General features: G+C 42.0%; 26 protein-coding genes. 13 read left to right on the top strand and 13 right to left on the bottom strand.

The genetic code is table 11. The features are described 5' to 3' along the window. Window position 1 precedes the first annotated feature (1 nt). Complete coding sequence (locus tag ACQKL5_RS09400; protein ID WP_427608484.1) at window positions 2–976, top strand: FecCD family ABC transporter permease; 975 nt, start codon at window positions 2–4, stop codon at window positions 974–976. Window positions 977–1,022: 46 nt separating this feature from the next. Here ACQKL5_RS09400 and ACQKL5_RS09395 read toward each other — a convergent pair whose 3' ends face one another. The 8 genes from ACQKL5_RS09395 to ACQKL5_RS09360 form a co-directional block, all read right to left on the bottom strand. Beyond that, complete coding sequence (locus ACQKL5_RS09395) at window positions 1,023–1,889, bottom strand: YihY/virulence factor BrkB family protein (protein WP_427608230.1); 867 nt, start codon at window positions 1,887–1,889, stop codon at window positions 1,023–1,025. Between the two features lie 270 nt (window positions 1,890–2,159). Then, window positions 2,160–2,417 carry a hypothetical protein gene (locus ACQKL5_RS09390; protein WP_427608228.1) on the bottom strand — a complete coding sequence of 86 codons (258 nt, stop codon included), beginning with the start codon at window positions 2,415–2,417 and terminating at the stop codon, window positions 2,160–2,162. 220 nt (window positions 2,418–2,637) lie between these two features. Then, the gene (locus ACQKL5_RS09385; protein ID WP_427608226.1) at window positions 2,638–3,861 is read right to left on the bottom strand and encodes a cation:proton antiporter; all 1,224 of its coding nucleotides are present in this window, start codon (window positions 3,859–3,861) and stop codon (window positions 2,638–2,640) included. A gap of 6 nt (window positions 3,862–3,867) precedes the next feature. Beyond that, entirely contained in the window at window positions 3,868–4,365 is a 498-nt protein-coding gene (locus ACQKL5_RS09380; RefSeq protein ID WP_427608224.1) for a cation:proton antiporter regulatory subunit, read from the bottom strand. 52 nt (window positions 4,366–4,417) lie between these two features. Continuing rightward, on the bottom strand, window positions 4,418–4,981 hold the full coding sequence (locus tag ACQKL5_RS09375) for a tyrosine-type recombinase/integrase (protein ID WP_427608222.1): 564 nt from the start codon (window positions 4,979–4,981) through the stop codon (window positions 4,418–4,420). A 92-nt stretch (window positions 4,982–5,073) separates the two neighbouring features. Beyond that, complete coding sequence (locus ACQKL5_RS09370; RefSeq protein WP_427608220.1) at window positions 5,074–5,751, bottom strand: hypothetical protein; 678 nt, start codon at window positions 5,749–5,751, stop codon at window positions 5,074–5,076. A gap of 139 nt (window positions 5,752–5,890) precedes the next feature. Next, a complete protein-coding gene (gene mreBH / locus ACQKL5_RS09365; protein WP_427608219.1) occupies window positions 5,891–6,898 on the bottom strand; it encodes a rod-share determining protein MreBH in 1,008 nt (335 codons plus the stop codon). Window positions 6,899–6,985: 87 nt separating this feature from the next. Beyond that, entirely contained in the window at window positions 6,986–8,242 is a 1,257-nt protein-coding gene (locus ACQKL5_RS09360; RefSeq protein ID WP_427608217.1) for an MDR family MFS transporter, read from the bottom strand. 135 nt (window positions 8,243–8,377) lie between these two features. Between ACQKL5_RS09360 and ACQKL5_RS09355 the strand changes: the two genes are divergently transcribed. The 8 genes from ACQKL5_RS09355 (at window position 8,378) to map (ending at window position 15,526) form a co-directional block, all read left to right on the top strand. After that, window positions 8,378–9,469 (top strand): AbrB family transcriptional regulator, encoded by a 1,092-nt coding sequence (locus tag ACQKL5_RS09355; protein ID WP_427608215.1) that lies wholly within the window; start codon window positions 8,378–8,380, stop codon window positions 9,467–9,469. A 191-nt stretch (window positions 9,470–9,660) separates the two neighbouring features. After that, window positions 9,661–9,864 carry a hypothetical protein gene (locus ACQKL5_RS09350; protein WP_427608213.1) on the top strand — a complete coding sequence of 68 codons (204 nt, stop codon included), beginning with the start codon at window positions 9,661–9,663 and terminating at the stop codon, window positions 9,862–9,864. A 319-nt stretch (window positions 9,865–10,183) separates the two neighbouring features. Then, a complete protein-coding gene (motA, locus tag ACQKL5_RS09345; RefSeq protein ID WP_427608211.1) occupies window positions 10,184–10,975 on the top strand; it encodes a flagellar motor stator protein MotA in 792 nt (263 codons plus the stop codon). Next, a complete protein-coding gene (gene motB / locus ACQKL5_RS09340; protein WP_427608210.1) occupies window positions 10,968–11,723 on the top strand; it encodes a flagellar motor protein MotB in 756 nt (251 codons plus the stop codon). Before motA ends, motB begins: the two co-directional genes overlap by 8 nt. Beyond that, window positions 11,716–12,048, top strand: a complete 333-nt coding sequence (locus ACQKL5_RS09335) for a late competence development ComFB family protein (protein WP_427608208.1) — start codon at window positions 11,716–11,718, stop codon at window positions 12,046–12,048. The genes motB and ACQKL5_RS09335 overlap by 8 nt, the downstream gene beginning before the upstream one ends. A gap of 273 nt (window positions 12,049–12,321) precedes the next feature. After that, a complete protein-coding gene (locus ACQKL5_RS09330; RefSeq protein ID WP_427608206.1) occupies window positions 12,322–14,022 on the top strand; it encodes a methyl-accepting chemotaxis protein in 1,701 nt (566 codons plus the stop codon). A 128-nt stretch (window positions 14,023–14,150) separates the two neighbouring features. Beyond that, a complete protein-coding gene (locus ACQKL5_RS09325) occupies window positions 14,151–14,666 on the top strand; it encodes a type 1 glutamine amidotransferase domain-containing protein (RefSeq protein ID WP_427608204.1) in 516 nt (171 codons plus the stop codon). A gap of 113 nt (window positions 14,667–14,779) precedes the next feature. Next, on the top strand, window positions 14,780–15,526 hold the full coding sequence (gene map / locus ACQKL5_RS09320; protein WP_427608202.1) for a type I methionyl aminopeptidase: 747 nt from the start codon (window positions 14,780–14,782) through the stop codon (window positions 15,524–15,526). A gap of 51 nt (window positions 15,527–15,577) precedes the next feature. Here the strand turns inward: map and mobB are convergent, their stop codons facing one another. The 3 genes from mobB to ACQKL5_RS09305 all read right to left on the bottom strand — a co-directional run bounded on the left by mobB (window position 15,578) and on the right by ACQKL5_RS09305 (window position 17,689). Then, window positions 15,578–16,105, bottom strand: coding sequence for a molybdopterin-guanine dinucleotide biosynthesis protein B (mobB, locus tag ACQKL5_RS09315; RefSeq protein WP_427608483.1), 528 nt, complete (start codon window positions 16,103–16,105; stop codon window positions 15,578–15,580). Continuing rightward, entirely contained in the window at window positions 16,102–17,367 is a 1,266-nt protein-coding gene (locus ACQKL5_RS09310; protein WP_427608201.1) for a molybdopterin molybdotransferase MoeA, read from the bottom strand. Before ACQKL5_RS09310 ends, mobB begins: the two co-directional genes overlap by 4 nt. A gap of 97 nt (window positions 17,368–17,464) precedes the next feature. Then, complete coding sequence (locus ACQKL5_RS09305; protein ID WP_427608200.1) at window positions 17,465–17,689, bottom strand: DUF1128 domain-containing protein; 225 nt, start codon at window positions 17,687–17,689, stop codon at window positions 17,465–17,467. Window positions 17,690–17,898: 209 nt separating this feature from the next. Between ACQKL5_RS09305 and ACQKL5_RS09300 the strand changes: the two genes are divergently transcribed. Together ACQKL5_RS09300 and ACQKL5_RS09295 are read left to right on the top strand one after the other, a co-directional pair. Next, window positions 17,899–18,312, top strand: coding sequence for a YtxH domain-containing protein (locus ACQKL5_RS09300; RefSeq protein ID WP_427608198.1), 414 nt, complete (start codon window positions 17,899–17,901; stop codon window positions 18,310–18,312). Window positions 18,313–18,328: 16 nt separating this feature from the next. Then, entirely contained in the window at window positions 18,329–19,165 is an 837-nt protein-coding gene (locus tag ACQKL5_RS09295) for a YihY/virulence factor BrkB family protein (RefSeq protein WP_427608196.1), read from the top strand. A gap of 317 nt (window positions 19,166–19,482) precedes the next feature. Here ACQKL5_RS09295 and ACQKL5_RS09290 read toward each other — a convergent pair whose 3' ends face one another. Beyond that, on the bottom strand, window positions 19,483–21,405 hold the full coding sequence (locus ACQKL5_RS09290) for a heavy metal translocating P-type ATPase (protein WP_427608194.1): 1,923 nt from the start codon (window positions 21,403–21,405) through the stop codon (window positions 19,483–19,485). Window positions 21,406–21,733: 328 nt separating this feature from the next. Next, entirely contained in the window at window positions 21,734–22,900 is a 1,167-nt protein-coding gene (locus ACQKL5_RS09285; RefSeq protein ID WP_427608192.1) for an MFS transporter, read from the bottom strand. Between the two features lie 189 nt (window positions 22,901–23,089). Here ACQKL5_RS09285 and cax point away from each other — a divergent pair, with 189 nt between their 5' ends. Continuing rightward, entirely contained in the window at window positions 23,090–24,154 is a 1,065-nt protein-coding gene (gene cax / locus ACQKL5_RS09280; protein WP_427608190.1) for a calcium/proton exchanger, read from the top strand. 490 nt (window positions 24,155–24,644) lie between these two features. Then, on the top strand, window positions 24,645–25,448 hold the full coding sequence (locus ACQKL5_RS09275) for a YfkD family protein (protein WP_427608188.1): 804 nt from the start codon (window positions 24,645–24,647) through the stop codon (window positions 25,446–25,448). The last annotated feature ends 24 nt before the right edge of the window (window positions 25,449–25,472 follow it).

Here is a 25,472-nt window from a genome sequence, read left to right as displayed (position 1 = left end):
GATGTATAGCCTGACGATTCTCTTGCTGATCTTAAGTATAGTAGGGGGAATCAGCTTAGGTCCTTCTTCGGTGGGGATATCTCAGATCATCCCGACGATATTGGGAGAGGGAACATTTAAAGAAGAATTCATTCTATTTTCTATTCGTTTTCCTCGTGTCCTGGTGCTTACCTTAGCCGGAATGTCGCTTGCTTTATCAGGTGCCATTTTACAGACATTGACGAAAAATGATTTAGCTGACCCAGGTATTATCGGAATAAATGCTGGAGCTGGCGTTTCCATTACCTTATTTTATTTGTTGGTTGATGCCAACTTAGAATACTATACCTATCAGCTACCGGCAGTAGGCTTTTTGGGTGGACTGCTTACAGCGGGTCTGATCGTTCTGTTTACGTGGGATAGGAAAAACGGCATACAACCGATAAAGCTCGTGTTGATGGGGGTTGGATTTGCATCCGCCTTATCAGGGCTGATGATCATCTTGGTTTCGAGCGCCAAACAAGAGGATGTCCAATTCATTTCCAAATGGCTTGCGGGGAATATTTGGGGAGCGGATTGGCCCTTTATTTTTGCCCTTCTTCCATGGCTTTTAGTAGCGATACCAATCTTGCTATGGAAGCAAAAAGCGATGAATTTATTGGCTCTTAATGAAACCGTGGCGAAAGGGCTTGGAGTTTCCCTTAATCGAGATCGGGTTCTATTACTCATCATAGCAGTAGCCTTAGCCGCGTCTGCAGTTTCTGTCGTTGGAAGCATTAGTTTCATCGGATTGATTGCTCCCCATATCGCCAAACAATTGGTCGGATCAAAACATCAAAACTTCTTGTTTTTATCTCCAATCATTGGTGCAGTCATCTTAGTTGTCGCTGATACTTTGGGGCGTATCATTTACAGTGAACAAACAATCCCTGCTGGCATTATCGTCGCAATCATCGGCGCACCATATTTCTTATATTTATTAAGAAAAACTGTTTAAGCCATACTAGAAAAAACAGGTCTCCGATAACGGAGCCTGTTTTTTTCTATCTTTTTAATGGCACTGGATGGACGATCGTACGGGATTTTTTTTGTGGTATGGAATTTTGGCGGTGGAGAATCGCATTGATTTCTCCGCCAATCACTAAGATCAGACCGCTCAGGTATAGCCATAACATAAGGATGATGACGCCCCCTAAACTACCGTAAGTGGACGAGTAATTGGCAAAATTACTGACGTAGAACGAAAATCCGATGGAGATGACGAACCATAGGATGGTCGCTGTCACTGCGCCAGGAATGACATGTTTGAAAGGGAAGGTCTTATTTGGTGCAAACCGGTATAAAAAGGCAAGTACGCAAGAGATAACCGCAATAGCGACAACCCACCGTAGGATGTTGAATAAGGTTTGAGTTTCTTTCGGAAGAGAAACGACTTCTTCCATTAAGTTGATGAGTACATTACCGAAGATAGGAAGAACTAACATTACACCAAAAGCGAGGACCAATCCTAATGTTAACAGGATGGAAGTAAGGCGTGCCTTGATGAAATTACGTGTTTCTTCCACATCATAAGCAATGTTCATGGAATGAATAAATGCGTTCATGCCGTTAGAGGCTGACCAGAGGGTACCCAGGAAACCGAAGGTCAGCAGGCCGCCATTTCGTTCACTCAAAATCTTGATGATATTCTCTTCGATGACTCCCATGGTTTCAGGTGGTAAAAATGTCTTTAAATTATCTAAAGCTGTTTGCGTATCGATGTTCATATAAGGAAGGATCGATAGCAATAAAATAAGCAAAGGAAATAGAGCGAGTAGGTAATAATAGGCCTGTTCAGCTGCCAGTCCTGTGACACGATCCTCTTTGACTTCCTTGATGAGTTTCTTACTAAAATCAATCGACTTATTCATTCGGGCATCACTCCTGAAAGGTTTCTTTGTTATCTGCTTCTTTTCCCTCAGCTGGGGTGTTTTAACCCTCCTAGTTGGAAATAGTGAAAAGTTGCCAGTTCTAATTGGATATTCAATGGTTGTCTCCGGTATGCCATGAAGTAGGACAAATACATGGGAAGTTTCTTTTTTTAGGCGGTTTTCGTACAAATTGGTTACTTGAGCAAGCTATATGTTCAGATGTTAAAAGGTATCAAAAAAGGGTCATCAATTAAGTGACCCTTTTTTTGTCTATGCTTTTAACGCATCTACAAGTTGTTTAGCATCAATCATTGACATACCTTTTTCTACTCTTAGATACTTTATCGTTTTAACATAACCAAGCGTTTTCAATTTTTCATTGACCAAGTCAATCAATTCATCATTTTTTTCATTAGGAAGTGATTTAGTTTTCTCTTCCCGCAAAATATTGATTTTTTTTAGTTGACCAAAAATTATAAATGATAGTGTCAAATTTAAAATTAAGGATGAAATCAAACTCCACTCCATTTTATATTTCCTCCCATTTGAATCATTACCAAATAATACATTTCGCCTCATTTTAAAAACTATCCTCCCATAAAATAATTATGTTTTCAAGAGTTTAGAAAACCACTAAGTTTGCGAAAAATCCTTTTTATATGATGCTCCATCAGCTAGTAACCTAATAAACTAGTTAAATCTTGCTATATGAAGAAAGGTCCAGACTCGGTGTCTGGACCTTTGTGGATTAACTTTCTTTTTGTTGTTCCTTTTGGACTTTTGGCGGTGTCCATTTGAAGATTTTATTGAGGATCGTATAGATATGCTTGGATTCTTTTGTAAGAATTGGACCAAGAATCGCTAATGTCAACACATATAATGCCGCAAACGGGGTGAGTATAGGCATTAAACCTCCGGCAATACCTAGGTTTGCAAGAATAATGGAGAATTCACCGCGTGAGACGATGGTTAAGCCGATGTTGGCTGACGCTTTATGGGATAATCCGGATTTACGTCCTGCAATCATACCTGCAACGAAGTTACCGATGATTGTAATGATGACTGCTCCAAGAACCATCCATACGGCTCCACCAAGCGTAGTAGGATCAATACTCAATCCAAAGCTGAAGAAGAATATGGCTCCAAAGAAGTCTCTGAAGGGAATGACGAGCTTTTCAATACGATCACTATGTTCCGTTTCAGAAAAGACAAGCCCGAGCAGTAAAGCACCGATAGCTTCTGCAACGTGAATCGTTTCTGAGAAACCTGCGATAAAGAAAAGTAAGGCGAAAACGACGATGATAAAAATCTCATCAGAGGTGATGTTGAATAATTTATTGAGGAAACCGGATGCTTTTCGAGCAATAACGAAAAATAACAGCATATATCCGATTGCAATAAACGTAGATAATAGTGTGCCCCAAACTGAACCAGAGGAGCTTAATACCAAACCGGATACGACGGATAAATAAACGGCAAGGAATATATCTTCAAACATGATGATTCCTAGGATAAGTTCCGTTTCGTTATTACCGGTCCTTCGTAGATCAACAAGTACTTTGGCTACAATGGCACTTGAGGAGAAGCTGATAATTCCGGTCAAAATGAGGACCTCTTTAAGTGGGAGTCCCATGAGGAAACCATAGGCCAGGGCTAAGCCAACGTTTATGACAATGTAGATGGATCCACCTGTCACGATGTTTTTTCCGGATTTCATTAGTTTTTTAACGGAGAATTCTAGTCCTAAATAAAATAGAAGGAATAGAATACCGACTCTTCCGAGGAAAGCAATAATCTCTTCACTTTCGATGAAACGTAGATCAATCACCCCAAAATGCGGGGCATGAGGTCCTACCAGCATCCCAACGATGATTAAGATGGGCACATTCGAAATCTTAAATTTGCCTGCTATGAGAGCTGCGGCAGCAACTAGTAACAGGGCGGTTCCTACCTCAAAGACTAAGTGATCCATATGTACTTAGTCACTCCTTTCGTCGGTCAGTAATTCTCTAATCAGATTTTTGATATCTTTTCTTTCACCAGAGATGACAAGCGTATCACCTGCAGTAATGATTGAATCTGGACCGGGGTTATTCAATTGTTTTTTCCCTTTTTTCGAATGGGCAATAACGGTCACGTTGTAGTTGTTACGAATATCAATGTCCCCGATCGTTTGATTAACAACTCTGGAACCTGGCTCCACTTTGAACCATTCGATGACCAGGTCACCTAATGACATTTCTATCGTTTCAAGTGCTTGAGGTTTATAAATCATCCCGCCAATAATGGATGCCATTTGGCGAGCTTCTTGATCATTAAGTGTGACGCTTGATATGACGTCTTCATGGTCATTATCAAAGTGGTATAATTCCCTCCGGCCATCATCGTGAATGACAATCACTAACTTCTCATCATTTCTCGTGATGATCTCGAATTTCTGGCCTATACCAGGAAGTTCGCTTTCTCTAATTTTCACTGGAATTCCTCCTTAAAATAGTTGGTTTGAGTGTGTGAAATATGAAATTGAACTATAAATTCACATCGATTATCGTCTTGAATTTATACTCCTTGGAAATGCCAATGTACTTCAGTGTCTCAGACGGGCTTGAATGGTGAAAATGCTTTTGGATCAAGGCGAGGGACACTCCTTGCTTATATGCGTGATACCCAAATGTCTTCCGCATGGAACTGGCTCCATATTTACCTATCAATCCAGCACCTTCAACGGCATCGTGGATGATTCGGTGTGCTTGCTGACGCGTAATCGGCTTTTGTGTCTTGGGAGACATAAATAAAAATTCATTCTCCATCACTTTTGAGCCCTTGAGGTATTCTTGTAATGCCGTTCGAACTTTTTGGTTCAAATAGATTTGTGTGGTTTCCCCATTTTCCAGGGGCTGCTCATAAAACTCTTTCATCTTACCCGTTTCGTCGAGCACGCTTGCTACCGTCATTTCTAACATCTCATTGATCTTCAAACCCGTATTGATACCTAAAACAAATAATACATAATCACGGATGGAGTGAGATCGCAAATAATTTTTAATTTTGCTGATTTCATTGACATCCTTAAAGGCTTCTACATATTCCATCATTCTTCTCCTCTTACCAATGTAACTTAATTATATTATAACACAAGTTATGTTACATTGCATCCACCAAAAACATACTGGCAAGCACATGTTTAAGAGCTTGTCTCATGCTGTTGCTCTTTCTGGACTTGATAATGTTTTGTGGCGAGCAGGGAGATGAGGAGAATAAGCTCGAACCCGTTCATGTATGCATCGCTTTTAATCGGCAGAGGAACAGCGCTTCCGACGGTCATGATGATGGTGCCAAGCAAAAACCAGATCCATTTCTGGCTACGCCAAACCATGAATGCGGAAACAATCAAAACGAGGGAGACGATCAACACCATAACCGGCGGTCCACTGGATGAGGCAGTGTTGGCATAACTTAAAACCCCATACTTCCATTCTGCATGCAACCTAAGTCCGAGCGTTTCAGTGAATAATTCATAGACTATAAGTGCGATCACCAAGATGTAGCTTATATACTTCACAATCGATTTTTTGGCCCAACCTATGTCTGCTTTTTTCAGAGAATCCCAAGCAAAGAGAACTAAAGTGGGGGTGAAAAGGGCATGTCCCCAATACCGGATATAGCTGATCGATTCTAGCAAGTGCCCCGTTCCGATATACCGTCCGAAAGCGAGTAGGGTGTTATCCACGATTAGACCGAAAATCACAAATAAAAGAACGTTGGAAGCAGAGACCCATCCGTATCGATGAGCGAGGGTGATGGCCCAAATGAAAAGAGCGATATATCCGGCTAAATAGAAGAAATAGAGAAAAGTATCCATTCATGCAACCTCCTTTTTAAGTATTCTTTACTGAAGAGAATAGAAATATATCTTGTACGGAAAATGGATGGGGAAATATGAATTCCCCTTTCGGACATGCAAAAAGGGAACCCATATAAGGGTTCCCTTTAGCAGACTTTCAATAAACGGCTTTTTGTAATTTGGTAATGATCTCGAGTGAACGGCCTGTACCAATAGCAACGGACTCAAGCGGGCTGTCCGCAAGTTCGACAGGTACGATAAGTTCTTTCATCAACCAATCTTGGGCTCCATTGAGGAGTGCTCCCCCACCGGAAAGGACGACACCTTGGTCGACAATATCCCCACTTAATTCTGGCGGGCAGTCTTCCAAAGTGGAACGGATGGCTTCAAGAATATGTAACAGTGATTCTTGAATGGCTTCTTGAACATCCGTGGATGAGATTGTAATCGGCTTCGGAAGGCCGGTGACAAGATCGCGGCCCCTGACTTCCATGGTCAATGGAGAATGGTCGATGAGAGCGTAACCGATTTCCATTTTTATTAGTTCGGCAGTCCGTTCCCCAATCAAAACGTTATGTTTTTTTCTTACATATTGACAGATATCTTCATCCAGTTGGTCGCCGCCAATACGGATGGAGTTACATGAAACGACTCCACCATACGATATGATGGCAACTTCTGTGGTACCACCGCCAATGTCCACGATGACATTCGCCGTCGGTTCTTCCACAGGCAACCCAGCGCCTATGGCTGCGGCTACAGGTTCTTCGATGATATGGACCTGTTTGGCCCCGCAACTTCTAACCGCATCCTGGATGGCCCTTCTTTCAACGGATGTAGAACCGGATGGTGTGCATACGACCACGTTCGGTTTACGGATCGTGAGGCCCATTCCTTTACTTGCCTTTTTCATGATTTCCTTAAGCATTTGTGCGGTCACGTCGAAATCCGCAATAACCCCGTCCTTCAATGGTCGGGTTGCCACAATATGACCAGGAGTTTTCCCAATCATATTCTTCGCTTCCAGACCGACTGCCAATACTTTATTAGTCACTATATCAATGGCCACAACTGAGGGCTCATTAAATATGATTCCTTTATTTTTACTGTAAACGAGTGTATTTGCCGTACCTAAGTCTATACCTATTTCTGTATTTGATAACATCTAGTCACCCCTCCATAAGAGTTTTGACCCCCATATAATGATTCTACCTCTTATGGTTGGTTTATGGGGGTAGGTAATGGAGTTAAATTATGGAATGTTACCTTTCGTCTTATCATATAGGGTAAACATGACGAAATATAAAATGGCACTCATGATTGCGAGAATGCTAATTATCGCGAATGTTCCAGTATATCCTATCCAACCAGTCATGGGGATGGCCAGGGGCGCTAGCATTCTACCTATGGTGAAACGCAAGCTTGAAGCCGCGAAATATTGGCCACGCATATGTGCTGGAGCCAGCTTTGAGACAAACCCTTGCTGAACGCCGGCCGTTAAAAGCTCTGCAATGGAAAATAGGGCAATGGCGATGAATAATCCCCAGACCCATTGGGTCGCACCAAATAGTATCATTGAAAAGCTATATATCAGAGAAGAGAGGATGAATACATTTCTCTCTTTGTACATGGCCGCCCATTTCGTAACGGTGATGGTTAAGAGGGCCACGAACAATCCATTTTCAGCAAGCAAAAATCCGAAAATCTGTTCCTCCTGTAAGGTGAACGAGAATATGGATTGTGGGTCGACCAGTTCGTTAATATAGACCGGAAACAATAAATCCAGCTGCATGAACGTCTGGTAGACCAGGACCCCAGCGATGATGAAAAGCAGAAAGATCCTATCACGGAAAATGATTTGATAGTCTCGTAGTTGATTCAGTAAAAAAGAGAATCCACTTATCCTTTTGCCTGTTAGGTTTGCCTTATTGGCTAGAGGAGCGGTTTCATTGATCCATGATTTCTGGATGAATCCAAGCGTGATATTAATGATGGCAGCAAGGGCCAACAGTTCGAAGCGGTGGGTTGCATAAAAAATTCCGCCAAGGATCGGGCCTATGACGACGGCAATGTTGATGGAGGTATAAAAGACGGCGAAAACGCCACTTCGGTCTTTTTCCGGAATCACATCGGCAACCATAGCCTGACTGGCAGGGTTATAAAAGGCACTGAATATGCTCACTGCAGTGAAGCTGATAAATCCGATGATTGGCGATTCAAGCCAAGGAGAGCTGGCCCATGCAAAAAATATGTACGCACACCCTTGTCCAAGGGTGGAAAGGACCATCATCCGTTTCCTTCCGAATCGATCGGCACAATAGCCTCCGAATAAATTGGCTACGACTGCAAAGAATTGTGAGAATATAAGTAGCAATCCAGCCGTTGTTTTCCCAAACGATTCGGTAAAATAAATCGCAAGGAATGGGAAAAACATCCAAAATGATATATTGACGACAGATTCACCGGCAAGGCGAATCTTTAAGTTAGTATCCCAGTCTCGTAAACGCATAGTAGATTCCCATACTTTCAGTTATTTTCCCTCATCATACTCGGAGAATGAAAGGAAGACAAGACGGGGATAAGTTACCACGAATTAGTTATGGTAAGATAAAAGTGGAATTTTATAGATAAGAAGGTTATTAATTTGAAAACATTCATATCGGAACACAAGAGTTTACGAATGGGTTTTACAGCTCTGTTGGCTTTCCTAGGGGGATACCTGTTCGACATCCTCGGCATTTATTTGCCATGGATGCTCGGACCTTTATTCGTGGTGATGATTGCCAAGATCAAATGGGGACAATCGATGTTATGGTCGAAAACACTTAGAAGTACCGGTCTGATCATCCTTGGTTTGCAGTTGGGCAGTTCCTTTACAAAACAATCCTTGCATGACATGACCGAGTATTTACCCGTCATGCTGTTTACAACGGTGGTCCTAATCTTGTTCACGGTGCTAACGGGTTTGTTCATTGGTAAACGTTTGAAGCTATCGATGAGCACATCACTTCTTGGCAGTTTTCCGGGCGGCTTGTCCCAGATGGTGATCTTGAGTGAGGAAATGAAGGAAAGTGATGAAACGGTTGTGGGCTTCATGCAGACGCTTCGAGTCATTCTCGTCATATCAATGGTTCCCTGGCTCGTTACTCATGTAATGGCCGTTGATTCTGAAGCTACGGCCATCCTGACTAAAGGGCCCTTCTTTTTATTTGATTATGAATGGAACTTGGCTTTCCTTCTGATTGCAGCTTTGTTCTTATTCATCTTCATTGCCAGAAAGATTCACTTTCCGCTTCCTTTTCTATTAGGCCCGCTCATCGCGGCGTCCCTGTTCAATTTGATGGGGACTGAAGCACCCCAAATCCCAGGGTTCTGGTTGAACCTATCACAGCTTTTGATTGGTGCCCATCTAGGCTATACACTAAAAATCGATAACCCCAGGCTTTTCAGGAAGATGTTCGCCGTGGTATTCGTGAGTAATGTCTTGCTCATCGGTTTTTGTTATTACCTGGCGATACATTTTTCCCCCGTTCTTTCCCTTCCGGCCAACGAATTGTTTTTAAGCATGGCACCCGGCGGAGTGGCGGAAATGGCGGTCACGGCCATGTCGGTTTCTGTCGATGTTTCCGTAGTCACAAGCTTTCATTTATTCAGGATTTTATTCATTTTATTTTTAGTCTCACCCCTCGTCAAAGTGCTGGATAGCAGGATGAGCAAGGGGAGAGGAACCGGATGAAGACTTTATGGAAGATGAAACGATGCAATTAAGAAGGTCTTATTGGAACCTCTGATGAAGAATTAGAGAAGTAGGCCGCCGATTGGCGGTCCTTTTATGTAAAATAGAAAAAAAGAAAAGTGGCTTGCCTTACGAATGTGACAATCTATGTGAATCATACCTTTAGAAAAAAGAAGAAGGTATGTGATCATGTGAATCAAAAACAAAACCAGGTTGTGTTTTACACGATTAAAGGATCAACAATCAAGAATTTCTTAATCATCGATATGATAACGGGAACAGGAATCTTTTACGTAATTAAGATTATTTCTTCAAGCGTGATATTGGGGATGATAGGGAGTTTTGTTGGGGCTGAAGGGATTAAAAGGATACCTAAACTCGCAAAATATAAATGAACAATCATTAAGCTACCAAATTGGTAGTTTTTTTTTGTGCCCTTTTTCTGAACCATAGTGAGGTACGGCTTCTAACTGGTAAACCGTGCCAGCCCTTGATAAGAAATTCTTCTTATTTTCCTTTTCAAGATAATTTCCCCCTATCTTGTCGAAATATAGGATAAAATGGTTGCTGTATAAGGATGAAAAAGGAAGACTTTGTGAAAAAAGATTGAACTTTTACACTCAATTTATTGGAATAGTAAAATAATCCTCACTTTTTCCGAACTTTATCCGATATAAGGAGCAGACAAGATTTTTATATGAATGGGTGAATATTATGGATATAACATCGGTTTTTGGTATAGTTCTTGGTATTGTGGCTATTTTAGTGGGAATGGTGATGAAAGGCGTCAGTGTATCCGCATTGGTCAATCCGGCGGCTATCATGATTATCATTGTAGGAACAGTGGCCGCTGTTGTAACGGCTTTCCCTTTATCTGAATTAAAAAGATTGCCAAAAATATTAAAGATTTTATTTCTTCAACAAAAGTTGGCGAAACCTGAAGAATTGATTAAAACTTTTTCAGAATGGGCGGTCATCGCCAGGAAAGAAGGATTATTGGCCTTGGAAACCATTTCGGATCAGGTGGATAACACGTTCTTGAAAAATGGGTTGAACCTGGCAGTGGAAGGCCAAAGTGCCGACTATATTCGCGATATTTTGGCTGAAGAAATAGACGCGATGGAGGAACGTCATCAAAGTGGAGCCGCCATTTTTAGTCAGGCCGGCACCTATGCGCCTACGCTTGGGGTATTGGGCGCGGTTATCGGACTGATTGCGGCCCTTGGGAACATGGCTGACACTGAGGCGTTGGGGCATGCCATATCTGCTGCCTTCGTGGCGACTCTTATGGGAATTTATACAGGGTATGTATTATGGCACCCGTTTGCTAATAAGCTGAAACGGAAATCGCAGCAGGAAGTTCGGATTAAAGAAATGATGATTGAAGGAATTCTATCGATCATTGAAGGAGAAGCACCAAGAACAATCGAACAAAAACTAACATCCTATTTGCCTGCTGAAGATCGTAAAAAGTGGTTAGAAGGCGATGTGAGAGAAGATGGCTAGGCGGAAAAAGAAACAAAAACATGATGAACATATTGATGAATCTTGGTTGGTCCCCTATGCGGATATCTTGACTCTGCTTCTTGCACTTTTCATCGTTCTGTTTGCGTCCAGTTCGGTCGATGCCGTCAAATTCCAACAATTGTCCAACGTGTTTAATCAAGTGTTTTCGAGCGGAACGGGTTTCATGGATTATCCGAGTGACTCGCCTAGTGATAATCCTACATCCCCAGAACAGATGACAGGAATCAAAGGGATAAAGGGGCAGGGCAAAAGCGAGGAAAAACAGCTTTCAGAGGTACAGGGAAGAGTTAATGAATATATCCAGAAAAATGATTTAGTGGACGAACTGGATACGAACCTTACGGATGAAGGGTTAATGATATCCATCAGGGATAATGTCCTGTTCGAATCGGGCGTCTCGGAAGTGAGAACGGAAGATCGCAGAATTGCCAAGGAGATATCGAGCCTTCTTGTGATGGACTTGCCTCGTGGTATCGTCATAAGCGGCCATACGGACAATGTTCCAATCAAGACATATCGATACGACTCCAACTGGGATTTAAGTGTCATGCGTGCAGTGAATTTCATGAAGCTTCTTCTTGATAATACGAAGTTGGATCCTGAAATGTTCAGCGCCAAAGGCTTTGGGGAATTCAAGCCGGTCGCTTCTAATAAAACAGCGGAAGGCCGAGCTAAGAATCGGCGTGTTGAAATATTGATTGTTCCACGGACACCGATAAATGAGTGAAAAAATCTGTCTGGAACGGACAGATTTTTTCTTTACCGAAGGAGTTAATATGGAAAGAGAATATACAAATGTCATGGAAGAGATTGTCGTGACATGGGTGCAGATTTTAATGTCCGGAACGGATTACCAAACGTTTTGTCCATGTGATAAATGCAAGAATGACATCATCACCCTTTCTTTGAATACCCTTCCTACTTATTACGTAACAACGGATGAAGGAAGGGAAATCGTATTCGAGAAGCTGAATACGGAAGAAAACAGAAAATGGATCAATAAGAGGATAATCAGTGCGATTCATGTGGTAGGCAAATACCCGAAGCATTAACTATAAGCAACAATAGTGATAAGAGTTTAGAGACTCTTATCTTTTTTTTGCCTGCTGAAGTGGAAAGGGATTTCCATGTCTTAAAAAAGAACATTTTCCGACTTTTATCGAAAGCATCATTGAAATTCCAACAACTTTATGAATGTGGGGCTGATTCTAGTTCTTAGCCTTTAGTAGGAGGGAAGACCTACCGATATACCCCAAAAGGAGCAATCGAGGATTGGATAGTCGATATCCCTTTTTTAAAGGAAATAGTGATTAGGGGGAAAAGGGATGAAGTTATTCGGAAGATTAAAGATTACTCAAAAGGTGAGTCTTCTTGTAATCGGTTTGTTATTGTTAATGGGAATTGCCTTTTTAGCAATTATACGTATTGAATTATCCAGTGTTTTAAAAACATCAGCAGTCAAAGCCGCTGTTTCGAATATGAAGCTAGGTTATGAATATGTGGACATGAAATATCCAGGAGATTGGGTGATGGTCGATGGTGAATTGTACAAAGGCGAAGCTAAAATAAGTGGCAATGAGGAGTTAGTGGATTCGCTTGCCGAAATGTCAGAGGGAAGCATCACCTTCTTCGGGGGAGATACACGCGTTACGACAACGATAATAAATGATGAGGGAAATCGGGCTGTCGGTTCTAAAGTTCCAGCGTCTGTAAGAGAAAAGGTCTTGGTTAACGGGAAAAACTATCATGGGGAATCCCAAGTGGGGAATGAGAATTTTTATGGAATGTATGAACCGCTAAAAAATGCACATGGAGAGATTATTGGTATATTCTACATGGGGAATCCTCAAAAAAATGTGTATAAGTCAATGGGGAAAATCACGTTTGCTTCAACCATCGCTTTTGCTATTATCTTTTTGATTTCTATTGGCGTAGTTTGGTTGTTTACTAAAGGACTCAAAAAACGGCTTGAAAACCTGGGAATAGCCATGGATCGGGCAGGCAAGGGAGATTTCACGTTTGAACTTGACGACATGAAAGGCGATGAAATTTCTTTCCTAGGGAAAAACTACGCAGATATGCGGGGGAACTTATCGCTATTAATTGGTTCGGTGCGGGATATGAGTGATCAGGTGGCGGCTGCATCACAGCAGCTTCATGCAAGTTCTGATGAAACGGGCAAGGCGGCAGATAGCATTGCCTATAGTGTACAGGAGGTTGCTGCGTCTATGGATGCCCAGTCGGACTTTTCAGAGATATTGGAACGGAATATCCAAAGAATTCTTAAGGACGTGGCATCCATTACTCATTATACGGAATCCGTGAAGAATTCATCTGTTAAACATGCGGAGGAAGCATTGAATGGAGAAGCAATCATTCAAAGAACGGTGAAGCAGGTGGGCGTCATCAATCAAACGAACCAGTCCTCTTCTGAAACGATTAACCACCTTGGAACGAAATCGAAGAAAATCGGTGACATCATAAATATCATTACCGGTATTAGTGATCAAACGAATCTCCTTGCGTTAAATGCCGCTATAGAAGCCGCACGTGCAGGAGAGCATGGAAAAGGGTTTGCAATCGTAGCGGATGAGGTGAAAAAGTTGGCCGATCAGTCCAATAAGTCGGCTAATGACATTAAATTATTGGTAGAAGATATTCAGAAGGGTATTGAAGAATCGATTCTCTCTATGGGGAATGGCCGCGAAGCCATTTTAGAAGGAATGGAATATTCCTCACAGGCTGGTGATTCTTTTGCATCAATCCGTTCATCCATACAGGAGGTTACCGAGGATATCGATAAGATTTCGGGAGACTTGAAAAATGTACAGGATGGAACGAATGAGATGGCGGAAATTATCCAGGCAACGGTAGCCATGATTCATGAATCTTCAGATTCTGCACAATCCGTCGCAGCTTCAGCCGAAGAGCAAAATGCAGCAATGGAAGAAATTAATGCATCGGCACATCATTTAAGTGCCTTATCAGAAAAAATGACAGGCACAGTAGGAAAATTCACCGTGTAAAGAGGGGCTTTCTCCAAGGGACATGAATCGGAGACTCACATTAGACGTTTTAACCTTGTCTACACGGGGAATATAAATAAAGTACAGCAAGTTCATTCGATCAAAAAATTGAGGAGATGAATTTTTTTATGAGTAAAAAAATTGCATGTGTAGTAACAGATATGGTTGAAGATTCAGAGTATAGTGAACCGGTCAAAGCTTTTAAAGAAGCAGGTCACACGGTTACGACGATTGAAATGGAAAAAGGAAAAACGGTCAAAGGGAAACAAGGTGACGTTGAAATTACAATCGATGAAAGCATCGATTCTGTGAAAGCGGAAGATTTTGATGCCTTGCTCATCCCAGGTGGATTCTCACCGGACATCTTAAGGGCTGACGAACGCTTCGTAACGTTCACCAAGGCATTCATGGATGCCAAGAAACCTGTGTTTGCCATCTGTCATGGACCACAGCTGTTAATTACAGCGAAAGCCCTTGAAGGACGCCATGCAACAGGGTATACATCGATTAAGGTAGATATGGAATATGCAGGTGCAACATACTTGGACAAAGAAGTCGTCGTTTGTGGCGATCAACTTGTAACAAGCAGGACGCCTGATGATCTTCCAGCCTTCAATCGGGAATCACTCAAGTTATTAAAATAATAATGAAATCCCGGCAGCTGCCGGGATTTTTTTATTTATAAGGTTTTTGGATTCATATACTTCTATCTTTGCAGTAATATATAAGAAGAAATGAAAAAAAGGAAGTGTAACGATTGATAGTCATAAAGTCTGAACGTGAAATTCAAGCGATGCATGAGTCAGGGAAGATATTAGCCGCTTGTCATAGGGAAATCGCCAAACTGATTGCACCTGGTGTGACAACCTGGGAAATCGAAGAATTTGTAGACGAATTCTTAAAGAAACATGGCGCTAAGCCGGAACAAAAGGGTTATAAGGGTTATGAATATGTAACATGCGCAAGCATTAACGAAGAAATCTGCCATGGTTTTCCTCGTAAGACGCCATTGAAAAACGGTGATATCGTCACGATAGATATGGTCGTCAACTATAATGGTGCCCTCTCGGATTCAGCATGGACGTACAAAGTCGGCAAGGTATCCAAGGAGACGGAACATTTAGTTCATGTAACGAAAGAATCCCTATATAAAGCCATTGAGGTGTGTGTGGTAGGCAATCGCATTGGGGATATTGGTCATGCCATCCAATCTTATGTGGAGGCGGAAGGTTTCTCGGTCGTTCGTGATTTTATCGGCCATGGAATAGGCAGCGTCATCCATGAAGAGCCGCAAGTCCCTCATTATGGGTTGCCACATAAAGGGCCGCGTCTAAAGGAAGGCATGGTATTCACAATTGAACCAATGGTGAACGTAGGTACATATAAGGCAACTAGAGATCCGAATGGATGGACGGCTTCGACGGCTGATGGAAAATACTCAGCACAATTTGAGCATACGATTGCCATCACAAAAAATGGTCCGTTGATTTTGACGGAACAATAATAATCATCGAAGAAAAGAGGCATCCCTCATTTTATAGGATGCCTCTTTGTTCTATTTCAATTGCTCACTTTGTTTGATTTGTTGGAGAAACCATTCAATGAAACCATCGGAATCCAGTGGGAACACGGGAACTTCAGCTCGGTCTTTCGCTTGTTCCAGACAGGTGGGCCACGCCACCACTGCTTGGACATTGGTGAGGAGCTTCACTAATTCTAAATCACTATCCTCTTTGATGAGGATGACCTTCGGAAAATCCTCCCGTTTGTACCCTTCAATCAAAATGACATCAGGGTGGAACATCTTTAATAACTGAAGCAGCTCAGGGAGAGTGGTACCGGTTTTGAAATTCCCCAGCAATTCGATGGAGCCGTCTCCTTCAACGAGTGAAGCAGCGGCTCCCGCCTCGAAATGTTTCGTAGAGTCTTTCTCCAGCCCGGTATCCGGTTTACCCCCATGGCCATGATGTTTCAAGACGGCGGTCTCCAGTTTTTTCTCCTGAAGATCCCGGATGAGTTTCGTGATGAAAGTCGTTTTCCCTCTGTTTTGGTAGCCGACTATTTGAAATATGAACGGTGTCACCAAGGCCAAATGGATCCTTCTTGATCATCCAGAAGAAAAACGTCCACGGTATCGCCAGCTTTGAATCCACGTGTTCCCCCAGGGAGTACTGTAAGCGAATTCGCGCCTGCCAAGCTTGTAGTGATATTGGATTTGTCAACGCCGCTAGGAACGACACGGAGCTGCCCGGATTCAAAAAACAACCGTGTGCGCAGTAGCCGGGTGAACGGGTTGGGTTTTAAGAAATCTTCAGCAAGGACGGCTTGTTCTTTTCGTAGATGCGGCTGTTCTGAAAACAGCATGGTACGAATGATAGGCCGTGCAAACAATTCAAAACCAACATAGCTAGCGGAAGGATTACCAGATAAACCGAATAAAAACTTGTTCTCATGAACGGCGACTGTCGTCACGCTGCCAGGACGCATGGCCACTTTATTGAACAGGACGTCAGCACCGAGTTTTTGGTAGATGTCAGGAAGAAGATCAAAGTCACCGACAGACACACCGCCTGTAGTGATAAGAAGATCGACCTCTTCCAATGCAGCAGATATGGCATTATAGCTGACATCAAACTCATCCTTGAGCTTCCCGTAAAATCGAACGTCCCCACCAGCTCTTTGGATTTGAGCGGAGATGGCATGAGAGTTGCTATTCCGGATCTTGCCCGGTTGCAGTGGTTCATTGACATCAAGAAGTTCAGATCCTGTTGCAAATAGACCCACGATGGGTTTTTTAGCGACAGGAACTTCGGCATACCCAAATGTAGCAAGTAAACCAATGATGCCAGGATTGATCATTGTCCCTTTTTTTACGAGAATGTCGCCTTTTTTGGCGTCTTCTCCTTTGACGGATACATTTTCTCCTTGCTTAAGGGACCGTTTGAAGGAGATGTATTTCTTACCGTCCTTTTCGAATTCTTTCGTTAACTCAAGCATGATGACGGCATCACATTCTTTTGGCATCTGAGCGCCAGTCATGATGCGCGCCACTTGGTTTTTCTGGACCGGACGGGTCGAGACCATTCCGGCAGCCAATTCTTCAATGACTTCGAACTCCAATGGATTATCAAGGGAGCCTTCGGTTGTATCCTCGGATCTGAGTGCAAATCCATCGTACGGTGAGCGATTGAAGTGGGGGACATCGTTGGTCGCGATGATATCTTTTGCTAAAAAGCGATAGTGACAGTCCTCCAGAGGGACCATTTCTACTTGTCCTTTTAATGCATGCTTCATTATTTTGTCTAGAGCTTCACCCAGCTTGATGGGTGTTCTTCTTTCTACCATGCCTACAACTCCTATCTGAATATTACTATGTACTCTTTTTTAAACAGTATAGCAAAAAAACAAAAAAATCCTCACGTGGTAGGGAGGATTTCAGGAATTATTTATTGCGTAATTTTCCAAGTTCTTCTGCAATGGCTTCCATTTCACGAACACTGAAATTCGTTTTCTTCATGACCAGATTATAGATGTCATGCAGTTCTTCATACATTTCAATATCGAAATGGGTCGATTTGATTGCACCGAAGTTCATTACTTTTAATTTATCTTTGATCGCTTCGACCATATACTCGACGCTCTCTGCTGTATTCTGTGATAAATCCAATTCTCTCATCCTCTCATACATTTCTAAATTATTTTTATCTTTGCATGATTGCACTTAGAAGTCAATGGTAATTGATTCGGACAAAATGGGTGCCATCCTGTTTTAGAACGTTTTAAAGGGCTCCCGTTTGGGAAAAGATAAAAAAACTAAGTAGTTAAATAGTATAATGAAAATACACAATCAATAAAATATACCGAGGAGGAGAATATATGAGTAATGTTCGAGAAGAATATAGAAGTGAAAAGAATGGTGAAAAGAAAAGTAAATTCATGAAGGCTGTGCTGATTGGCGCTTTGACAGGAGCAGCTGTAAGCCTTTTCGATAAAAATACAAGAAAAACAGTGATTGCCAATGGTAAAGACGGATGGATGTGCATGAAGGACCTAATACAAAACCCGACTACCGTATTAGAGCAAGTACAGGAAACATCTTCTGGGTTCCGTTCCACTTTTGAGAAGATTTCCAATGATGTTTCTTTCATTTCTAAAAGGGTGGAAGAGATGAAGAATATTCCCACTCAGGTTGCAAACGTGGTCATGGAAACGAAAGAAGCCTTCTCTTCAGAAGTCATGCCAACGACGGTTGATGATAAAGGTTCAGAGAAACACAATCCCCTAAATTAGGATTTGAGGTGAAGGGATGGCCAATAAAAAGGAATGGCTAACATGGTCTTTTTACAGCAAGTTTATTAAACAACTTCAGATAGATGAGGTAACGGGGCTTGCTGCACAGCTGTCCTTTTACTTTTTGCTTTCCCTGTTTCCGCTACTGATTTTCCTTTTTACTTTATTGGCCTATCTCCCATTTACTCAAGCGGACATCCTGAATCTGGTGCGTTCCTACACGCCCGACGATTCCATGGCGATTATCGAGGATACCTTGGGCGATGTGATGCAGACAAATGGCACTTTGCTGTCGTTTGGTATCATCGGGACGATATGGTCGGCGTCAAATGGGATGAATGCCATTATTAAAGCCTTTAATCATGCCTATAGGGTGAAGGAAAACCGTCCCTTTTATATTGCCCGGGGAATGTCGATTATTCTCACTTTTGCCATGATATTTGTTTTTATTGTCGCATTATTGCTCCCTGTATTCGGAAAACAAATCGGCGTCTTCTTATTTGACGAAATGGGGTTGTTCGAGGAGTTTTTGTCGATTTGGAATAATCTGCGCTGGGTGATCAGTACGATTGTATTATTCATTGTGTTCACCATGTTATATTGGCTAGCTCCGAACAAGCGATTGAAATGCCTGACGGTTCTTCCGGGGGCCATTTTCACCACCTTTGGCTGGGCGCTCGTTTCTTTATTATTTTCTTACTATGTGGACAACTTTGGCAATTATACCGCTACATATGGCAGTCTAGGTGGCATTATCGCATTAATGATCTGGTTTTACTTATCTGGACTCATCATCATCATCGGCGGGGAAATCAATGCTTTCCTGAGCAATAAGGATCCAGCATGTGGTTGACCGTCACGCGAAAAGAGTATTCAACTTTGAGTCGGATAATTCGACCGTGAACACGAATATTTCAACATTCAACTCGATAATTCGACGTATCCTTATACGGCAATACTTACCGTACTAGCAAAAGCCCCTTCGACACACACTATTCAAGAACAATCATTCTTGCAAGTGGGGAGGGGTTCTTTCATGAGTAAGAAAGGGAAGCACAAAGGCAAAAAAGGGGACCATAAAACGTCAGGTTCCGCTAATGGAAAGAATGGTTATCATTAATGAGTACAACCATATAGAAAAAGGGAGCCTTTGTCGGGCTCCCTTTTTTGTTAGTTCCTTAGTAATCGTAAACTGTTTAGAATGACGAGTATCGTACTTCCTTCATGACCGATGACACCGAATGGAAGGTCAAGGAATTGCAGGAAGTTGGATAAAATCAAAACCATGATTACCGAGATCGAGAAAATGACGTTCTGTTTGATGATTTGATTCATTTTCTTGGATAACTTCACGGCTTCGGCAATACGTGGAAGATCGTTCTTCATTAAGACGACATCCGCTGTTTCCAAGGCAACGTCCGTGCCTTCACCCATGGCAATACCGACAGAGGCTGTTGCCAGGGCAGGTGCATCGTTAATTCCATCGCCTACCATTGCTACTGTTCCGTATTGTTCTTTTAGTTTTTTCACTTCATCCACTTTTGTTTCAGGCAGACATTCAGCAATATACGCATCAATATGGCTTTCGGATGCAATGGCTTTTGCCGTATTATGACTATCCCCCGTCAGCATAACGGTATGGATACCTTCATGTTTTAAGTCTTCGATTGCTTTTATGGTTTCTTCACGGACTACATCTTTTAGTGTCAGAATGCCGGCAATTCCTTTATCGTCTCTTGCATAGACAACCGTTTTTCCCTGTTCTGCCAGTGTAAGCGCCATTCCATTTTGGAATCGTTCGGCTTCACTGCGGCCGACGAAATCAGCTTTACCGACTTGCCAAAGGACTCCATTGAAATATGCTTGCACCCCGTTACCCGAGATGTCTTCCATGTCCTCAGGTTTTATGATTTCTCTATCCATTTTCGTTTTAGCGTAGCGGACAATGGAAGTTGCCAGCGGATGGTTCGAATAATTTTCAACCGATGCAATATGGAAGAGGAAATCTTCTTCGTTCAAATCTTCCCGGATGATGACATCGGTTACTTCCGGTTTCCCTTTTGTTAAGGTTCCCGTTTTATCCAAGGCAATGGCCTTCAGGTTACCAAGGTTTTCAAGGTGAACGCCACCTTTAAACAGGATGCCATGACGTGCGCCATTCGAAATGGCGGAAAGCGTGGCCGGCATGATGGAGGCAACCAAGGCACAAGGGGAAGCGACAACAAGTAAGATCATGGCCCGATAAAAAGTTTCGGTCCAGCTCCAACTCAATGCAAAATGTGGAACGAACATCATCAAGGCTACGACTGTCAATACGATTTTCACATATTTTCCTTCAAATTGTTCAATGAATAGCTGGGAAGGAGATTTTTCACTTTGGGCCGATTGAACAAGCGTGATGATTTTTTGAAAAAGAGTTTCACTTGTTGGCTTGGTAATTTCCACATTGATTGTCCCACGCAGGTTGACTGTACCCGCGAATACTTCATCATCGATGGATTTACTGACAGGAAACGATTCGCCGGTAATGGCGGCTTCATCGATATTGGTACGTCCCTCTGTGATTTTTCCGTCCGATGGGACTCTCTCACCTGGTTTGACCAGTATCGTGTCACCGACAATCAAATTGGAAACGGAGACGACCTCTTCATATCCATTGGTGATACGAAGCGCTTCTTCCGGTTGCAAGTCCATGAGGGCCGAGATTTCTTTATGACTTTTATTCATGGTGTAGGTTTCAAGTGCTCCGCTTAATGCAAAGATAAAGATTAATATCGCACCTTCTGTCCAGTAACCAATAATGGCTGAGCCAATCGCAGCAAAAATCATCAACATTTCAACATTCAGTTCTTTATCCGCAATGGTATCTTGAATGCCTTCTTTTGCTTTGGCATATCCCCCGATAACAAAGGCGGCTAGATAGATAATAATGGAGGGTGTATCCATTCCATTTTTGGCTAGTAGCCAACCTACTACTATTAATACACCACTGAATAGAGCGGCAATAAGTTCTAGATGTGGCTTTATTCGCTCGAACCATGAGGTACTGCATTCAGCTGGTTGTTGTGCTAATTGTTTAGTGTCAGTTGTCATTATGTTCCTCCCGTATTTTTCTCTTTTTAATCGTAACTGATATTAATTATCATTTGTCAGATGGATAATTGAGAAAGATAATCAGCGTCATTTCTCTGATGGGTCTTTAGAATCAAAAATTAAAAGTGCGATAAAATCAACGTTTTTCAAGGTTTTTTTATAATCTTTTTCATATGGTAGTTTTATATTAACACAACTATTAATGAGAAATAAAGAAGAATGATTCTAATCTAGGAAAAAATATAAATCACCAGAAAAGTAATTTATAGGATATGTAACGGGAGGAACCTTGAATAATATATAGAAGAATAAATATACTACAATACAATTAGATTCCGACAGCGGGCTTATTTTCTTTGAAAAACATCAGGGCAAAGAAGATAATCAACAGCATGCTGCTGATCAGATAGAAAAAGCTTCCGCCTTGTAGGTGTTCAATGGCCAATCCACCAAAATAGGGACCGGCTATGCTGCCAACACTATAGAAAATGCTGCATAATAAATTCCCAGCCGGCATAAGATTTCGAGGCAGGATATCAGCCATATAGCTGATGCCAAGGGAAAAGGTCGATCCTACCATCATTCCGCCGAGCAAAAAGCAGATAAATAGGCCACTCACTAAGGGAGAAAGGAATCCCGCCGCTGTAAAGATGATGAATCCAGAAAATATGATGATCAGCAAGATGTTCCTCCGGCCGAAACGGTCGCTAAGCATTCCTATCGGGATTTGTGTAAGCAACGTGCCAGCTGAGAATGCGGGTATGATGATCGCTACGGCGGTCAGGTCTATGCCGGAACGCAACGCAAAAACTGGAAAGTTGCTATTAAGAGATGCTTCAAGCACGCCAAAGGTGAATGGTAATAAAAAGGCAACCCAGGCGAGACGGCTCACTTTAGCGAATCGCTTTAGCGTGTCTAGAAAAGACGTGCTTTCAGAATTATCTTGTTCAGGGATCTCGTTTTTAATCAGGAAAACAGTCAGCCAAGTAAGTAGGCTGAGAATGGAAGTGATGATGAAGGGTAGAGCTTGATTCACATCAAGCAGCTTCGTCATAAGTGGTCCAATCATGAAACCTAAACTGAAAAACAAGCCATATATGGCAATGTTCCTGCCCCTTTTTGCCAAGGGGGAAATGGCCGTAATCCAAGTCTGGGTTGCGAAGTGTAGCGTATGGTCACCAATTCCGATGAAAAAGCGCAACACAAACCAAAACCAGAACGATTTCCAAAGCGGGAACAAAGCGAGCGAAAGAATTACCGTCAATCCGCCAAACAAAATCAAAGGTTTATAACCAAATTTACGGAGAGGCGCTTCCATAAAAGGAGAAATTAAAAGAATGCCCAGATAAAGGGAAGCGGCATGCATGCCGTTTAGTGATGAACTAAGTCCATCATTTTCAAAAATGACGGCGATGATTGGAAGTAGCATACCCTGAGAAAAACCGGAAATGCCGACCATGAAGATTAATATAGGGATAAGCAATTTTTGATTCATGATTTATGTCTCCTATTTTTTGTATACCTAGTTGATGTTACATGCAAGCAGGAGGATTAAGCAATAGAATATTGGGTAAATATTGACATGGAGGAAACTATTTTAAAATTTTCTTTTTCATTTCAACAAAAATGGGTATGATTATTTTTGCTACATATAAAAGGATTTATAGAAGTGAGGGGAAGTTTTTTGGATAAAATATTTTTGGGACTCGTCGTATTAGGGGTTCCTTTATCGTTCATTGGGTCTTTTCTTCATTGGCCGAGTGTCGCGATGTTTATCATTTATTGTTTAACCATCATAGCGCTTGCGGGATTTATGGGGCGGGCCACGGAAAGCCTAGCCATCATGATGGGCCCGAGGATTGGTGGATTACTGAATGCTACCTTTGGTAATGCCGTTGAGCTGATCATTTCGATTTTCTCCATAAAAGCTGGATTGATTGGTGTCGTATTAGCCTCTTTGACAGGATCGGTTATAGGGAATTTATTGCTGGTCGCTGGATTATCTTTCTTTATCGGGGGGACTAAATATAAGCGCCAGAAATTCAATGTTTATGATGCAAGACATAACGCTGGATTATTGATTTTTGCCATCGTTGTTGCCTTTGTTATTCCTGAAGTCTTCTCGCAGAATATGAACGAGACAAGCACGATGTCGTTAAGTGTCGGAATTTCCGTTATCTTAATCTTATTATACCTAGCTGCCTTGTTCTTTAAATTAGTGACGCACCGCGGGGTATACCAACCTTCGGAAAAAGGGGTTGGAGAAGAGGAGCAAGAAGAGGAAATCCCAGAATGGAGCAAGAGAAGATCAATCTTGGTACTTGCCTTGGCTACACTTGCTGTTGCTTTCGTATCGGAGAAACTGGTACATACGTTCAGTGAAGTTGGTGAAACCTTCGGATGGTCCCAATTGTTCATCGGGGTCATTATCGTGGCCATTGTAGGAAATGCGGCTGAGCATGCTTCCGCCATCATGATGGCCTACAAAAACAAGATGGACGTCGCCGTCGAAATCGCCGTCGGTTCCACCTTGCAAGTAGCGATGTTCGTCGCACCGGTTCTTGTGTTGGTCTCATTGATGTTCTCAACGGATATGCCACTTGTCTTCACACTGCCAGAATTGATTTCCATGGTCACGGCTGTTCTATTGATGATCATGATCTCGAATGATGGAGAGACGAACTGGTTTGAAGGGCTTACGCTATTGGCTGCCTATTTCATAATGGGAATCGGTTTTTATTTATTATAAAAGGGGGGCCTTCCGAATGTGGAAGGTCTTTACATTATAAATGCATACAAAAATGACTCTGCTGTGATTAAGACGTAGCAGAGTCATTTTTATAAAGGTATAGTAGTACAATCCATAAATTCATCCAAAATTTTTCATCATGCTTCTGTTAAAGTAAAAAGATACTTCTGTTAAAGTAGTGAAATATTCTAGAGGGTTACACCGCCCTTTCCTTTTTTGAAATGTAAGTAGTGGCGAATACGTTTTCTGTCATCCTTTGAAAGGGTGTCGTAGATTGATCGATAAGCATACCTCCTGAAGGGTATTAGGTATGAACGTTTTCGCCTCCTTTTTATAAGGTAAATTAAGTATACTCCATCTTTAAAGAAAAGTAAATATTCTGAACTTTACAAATATGTTACAAAATTCACTTCTACCCGACATGTATAGAATGTCGAATAGATACAAAATCTATAAACAAAAGATGGAACCCTTTAAAGGAGACGACAGCATGAGACGACTTATGATTATCACAATGATTGCATTAGCTGCTTTCATTCAGACGAATGTAAATGTGGATGCAGAAGACAAACAAAACCGGAACAAAGTGAATATCCCACCTTCCGTTTTAAATGTTGCCAAGGAAAATACCTATCCAAACCCGACTCAAGATCTACCTATGCTGCAAGCTAGCAAATTTGCCCAACAATTGATTGATTCATCCGATACAAAAATTGAAAATCCAGAACTCATTCATATGCTGAATGAATCAGCGATTGCAAAAGCGCCACTTGCTTTTGGATATAGAGCGACCATTTACCTTGGTCATTGGGCGTTGAATTATGAGTCCTTAGAGACGTCCCCCAATTGGGAGTATCAAAAGATCAACACGAATTACTATGATAACCGCGGTGGAGACGCTCCATATCGGATCCGTTATGTTCAAGAAAGTCAGAAGGAAGTGAGCGGGGGCTTGACCGCAAAAATTCCAAAGTCGGAAGATGTCCAAAAAATGATGCTGTTAAAAGCAACGGAGAAAACCAATTTGCCACTGGCATTTAAGACAATCATCGGAGCAGGAACGAAAAAGGACGAAGTATACAATATTGCTTCCAACCGGATTGGTTATTTATCCAGTTATGCCTCAGCCGTCAATGAAAAAGGGAAAGTCACCTATGGGGAAGTATATTTGAACCTGAAGGGAAATAAGCGAGAGATTGCAATTAAAAATATCACCTCGCAAGGCATCGGAGCTTGGATTCCTGTACAAGACCATATTTCCTTTAGCTTTACAGTTACACAGCAGCCAAGATAAAAATAAAACTCGCCGGATTTGGCG

Origin of the sequence: Peribacillus sp. NPDC097675 (genome assembly GCF_050277655.1) — a bacterium.
In the GTDB taxonomy this organism is placed as follows: Bacteria; Bacillota; Bacilli; order Bacillales; family DSM-1321; genus Peribacillus.
Note: the sequence above shows the minus strand (reverse complement) of the source record. Positions and strands in the feature narration are given on the sequence as shown.

Coding starts and splice junctions, on each gene's coding strand:
- ACQKL5_RS09300 (WP_427608198.1), top strand. CDS start 17,899: ATGAGTAATGTTCGAGAAGAATATAGAAGTGAAAAGAATGGTGAAAAG.
- ACQKL5_RS09395 (WP_427608230.1), bottom strand. CDS start 1,889: ATGAATAAGTCGATTGATTTTAGTAAGAAACTCATCAAGGAAGTCAAA.
- ACQKL5_RS09375 (WP_427608222.1), bottom strand. CDS start 4,981: ATGGAATATGTAGAAGCCTTTAAGGATGTCAATGAAATCAGCAAAATT.
- ACQKL5_RS09325 (WP_427608204.1), top strand. CDS start 14,151: ATGAGTAAAAAAATTGCATGTGTAGTAACAGATATGGTTGAAGATTCA.
- mreBH (WP_427608219.1), bottom strand. CDS start 6,898: ATGTTATCAAATACAGAAATAGGTATAGACTTAGGTACGGCAAATACA.
- ACQKL5_RS09335 (WP_427608208.1), top strand. CDS start 11,716: ATGAGTGAAAAAATCTGTCTGGAACGGACAGATTTTTTCTTTACCGAA.
- ACQKL5_RS09370 (WP_427608220.1), bottom strand. CDS start 5,751: ATGGATACTTTTCTCTATTTCTTCTATTTAGCCGGATATATCGCTCTT.
- ACQKL5_RS09390 (WP_427608228.1), bottom strand. CDS start 2,417: ATGGAGTGGAGTTTGATTTCATCCTTAATTTTAAATTTGACACTATCA.
- ACQKL5_RS09360 (WP_427608217.1), bottom strand. CDS start 8,242: ATGCGTTTACGAGACTGGGATACTAACTTAAAGATTCGCCTTGCCGGT.
- motB (WP_427608210.1), top strand. CDS start 10,968: ATGGCTAGGCGGAAAAAGAAACAAAAACATGATGAACATATTGATGAA.
- ACQKL5_RS09385 (WP_427608226.1), bottom strand. CDS start 3,861: ATGGATCACTTAGTCTTTGAGGTAGGAACCGCCCTGTTACTAGTTGCT.
- ACQKL5_RS09400 (WP_427608484.1), top strand. CDS start 2: ATGTATAGCCTGACGATTCTCTTGCTGATCTTAAGTATAGTAGGGGGA.
- ACQKL5_RS09285 (WP_427608192.1), bottom strand. CDS start 22,900: ATGAATCAAAAATTGCTTATCCCTATATTAATCTTCATGGTCGGCATT.
- ACQKL5_RS09310 (WP_427608201.1), bottom strand. CDS start 17,367: ATGGTAGAAAGAAGAACACCCATCAAGCTGGGTGAAGCTCTAGACAAA.
- ACQKL5_RS09295 (WP_427608196.1), top strand. CDS start 18,329: ATGGCCAATAAAAAGGAATGGCTAACATGGTCTTTTTACAGCAAGTTT.
- ACQKL5_RS09275 (WP_427608188.1), top strand. CDS start 24,645: ATGAGACGACTTATGATTATCACAATGATTGCATTAGCTGCTTTCATT.
- ACQKL5_RS09290 (WP_427608194.1), bottom strand. CDS start 21,405: ATGACAACTGACACTAAACAATTAGCACAACAACCAGCTGAATGCAGT.
- motA (WP_427608211.1), top strand. CDS start 10,184: ATGGATATAACATCGGTTTTTGGTATAGTTCTTGGTATTGTGGCTATT.
- ACQKL5_RS09330 (WP_427608206.1), top strand. CDS start 12,322: ATGAAGTTATTCGGAAGATTAAAGATTACTCAAAAGGTGAGTCTTCTT.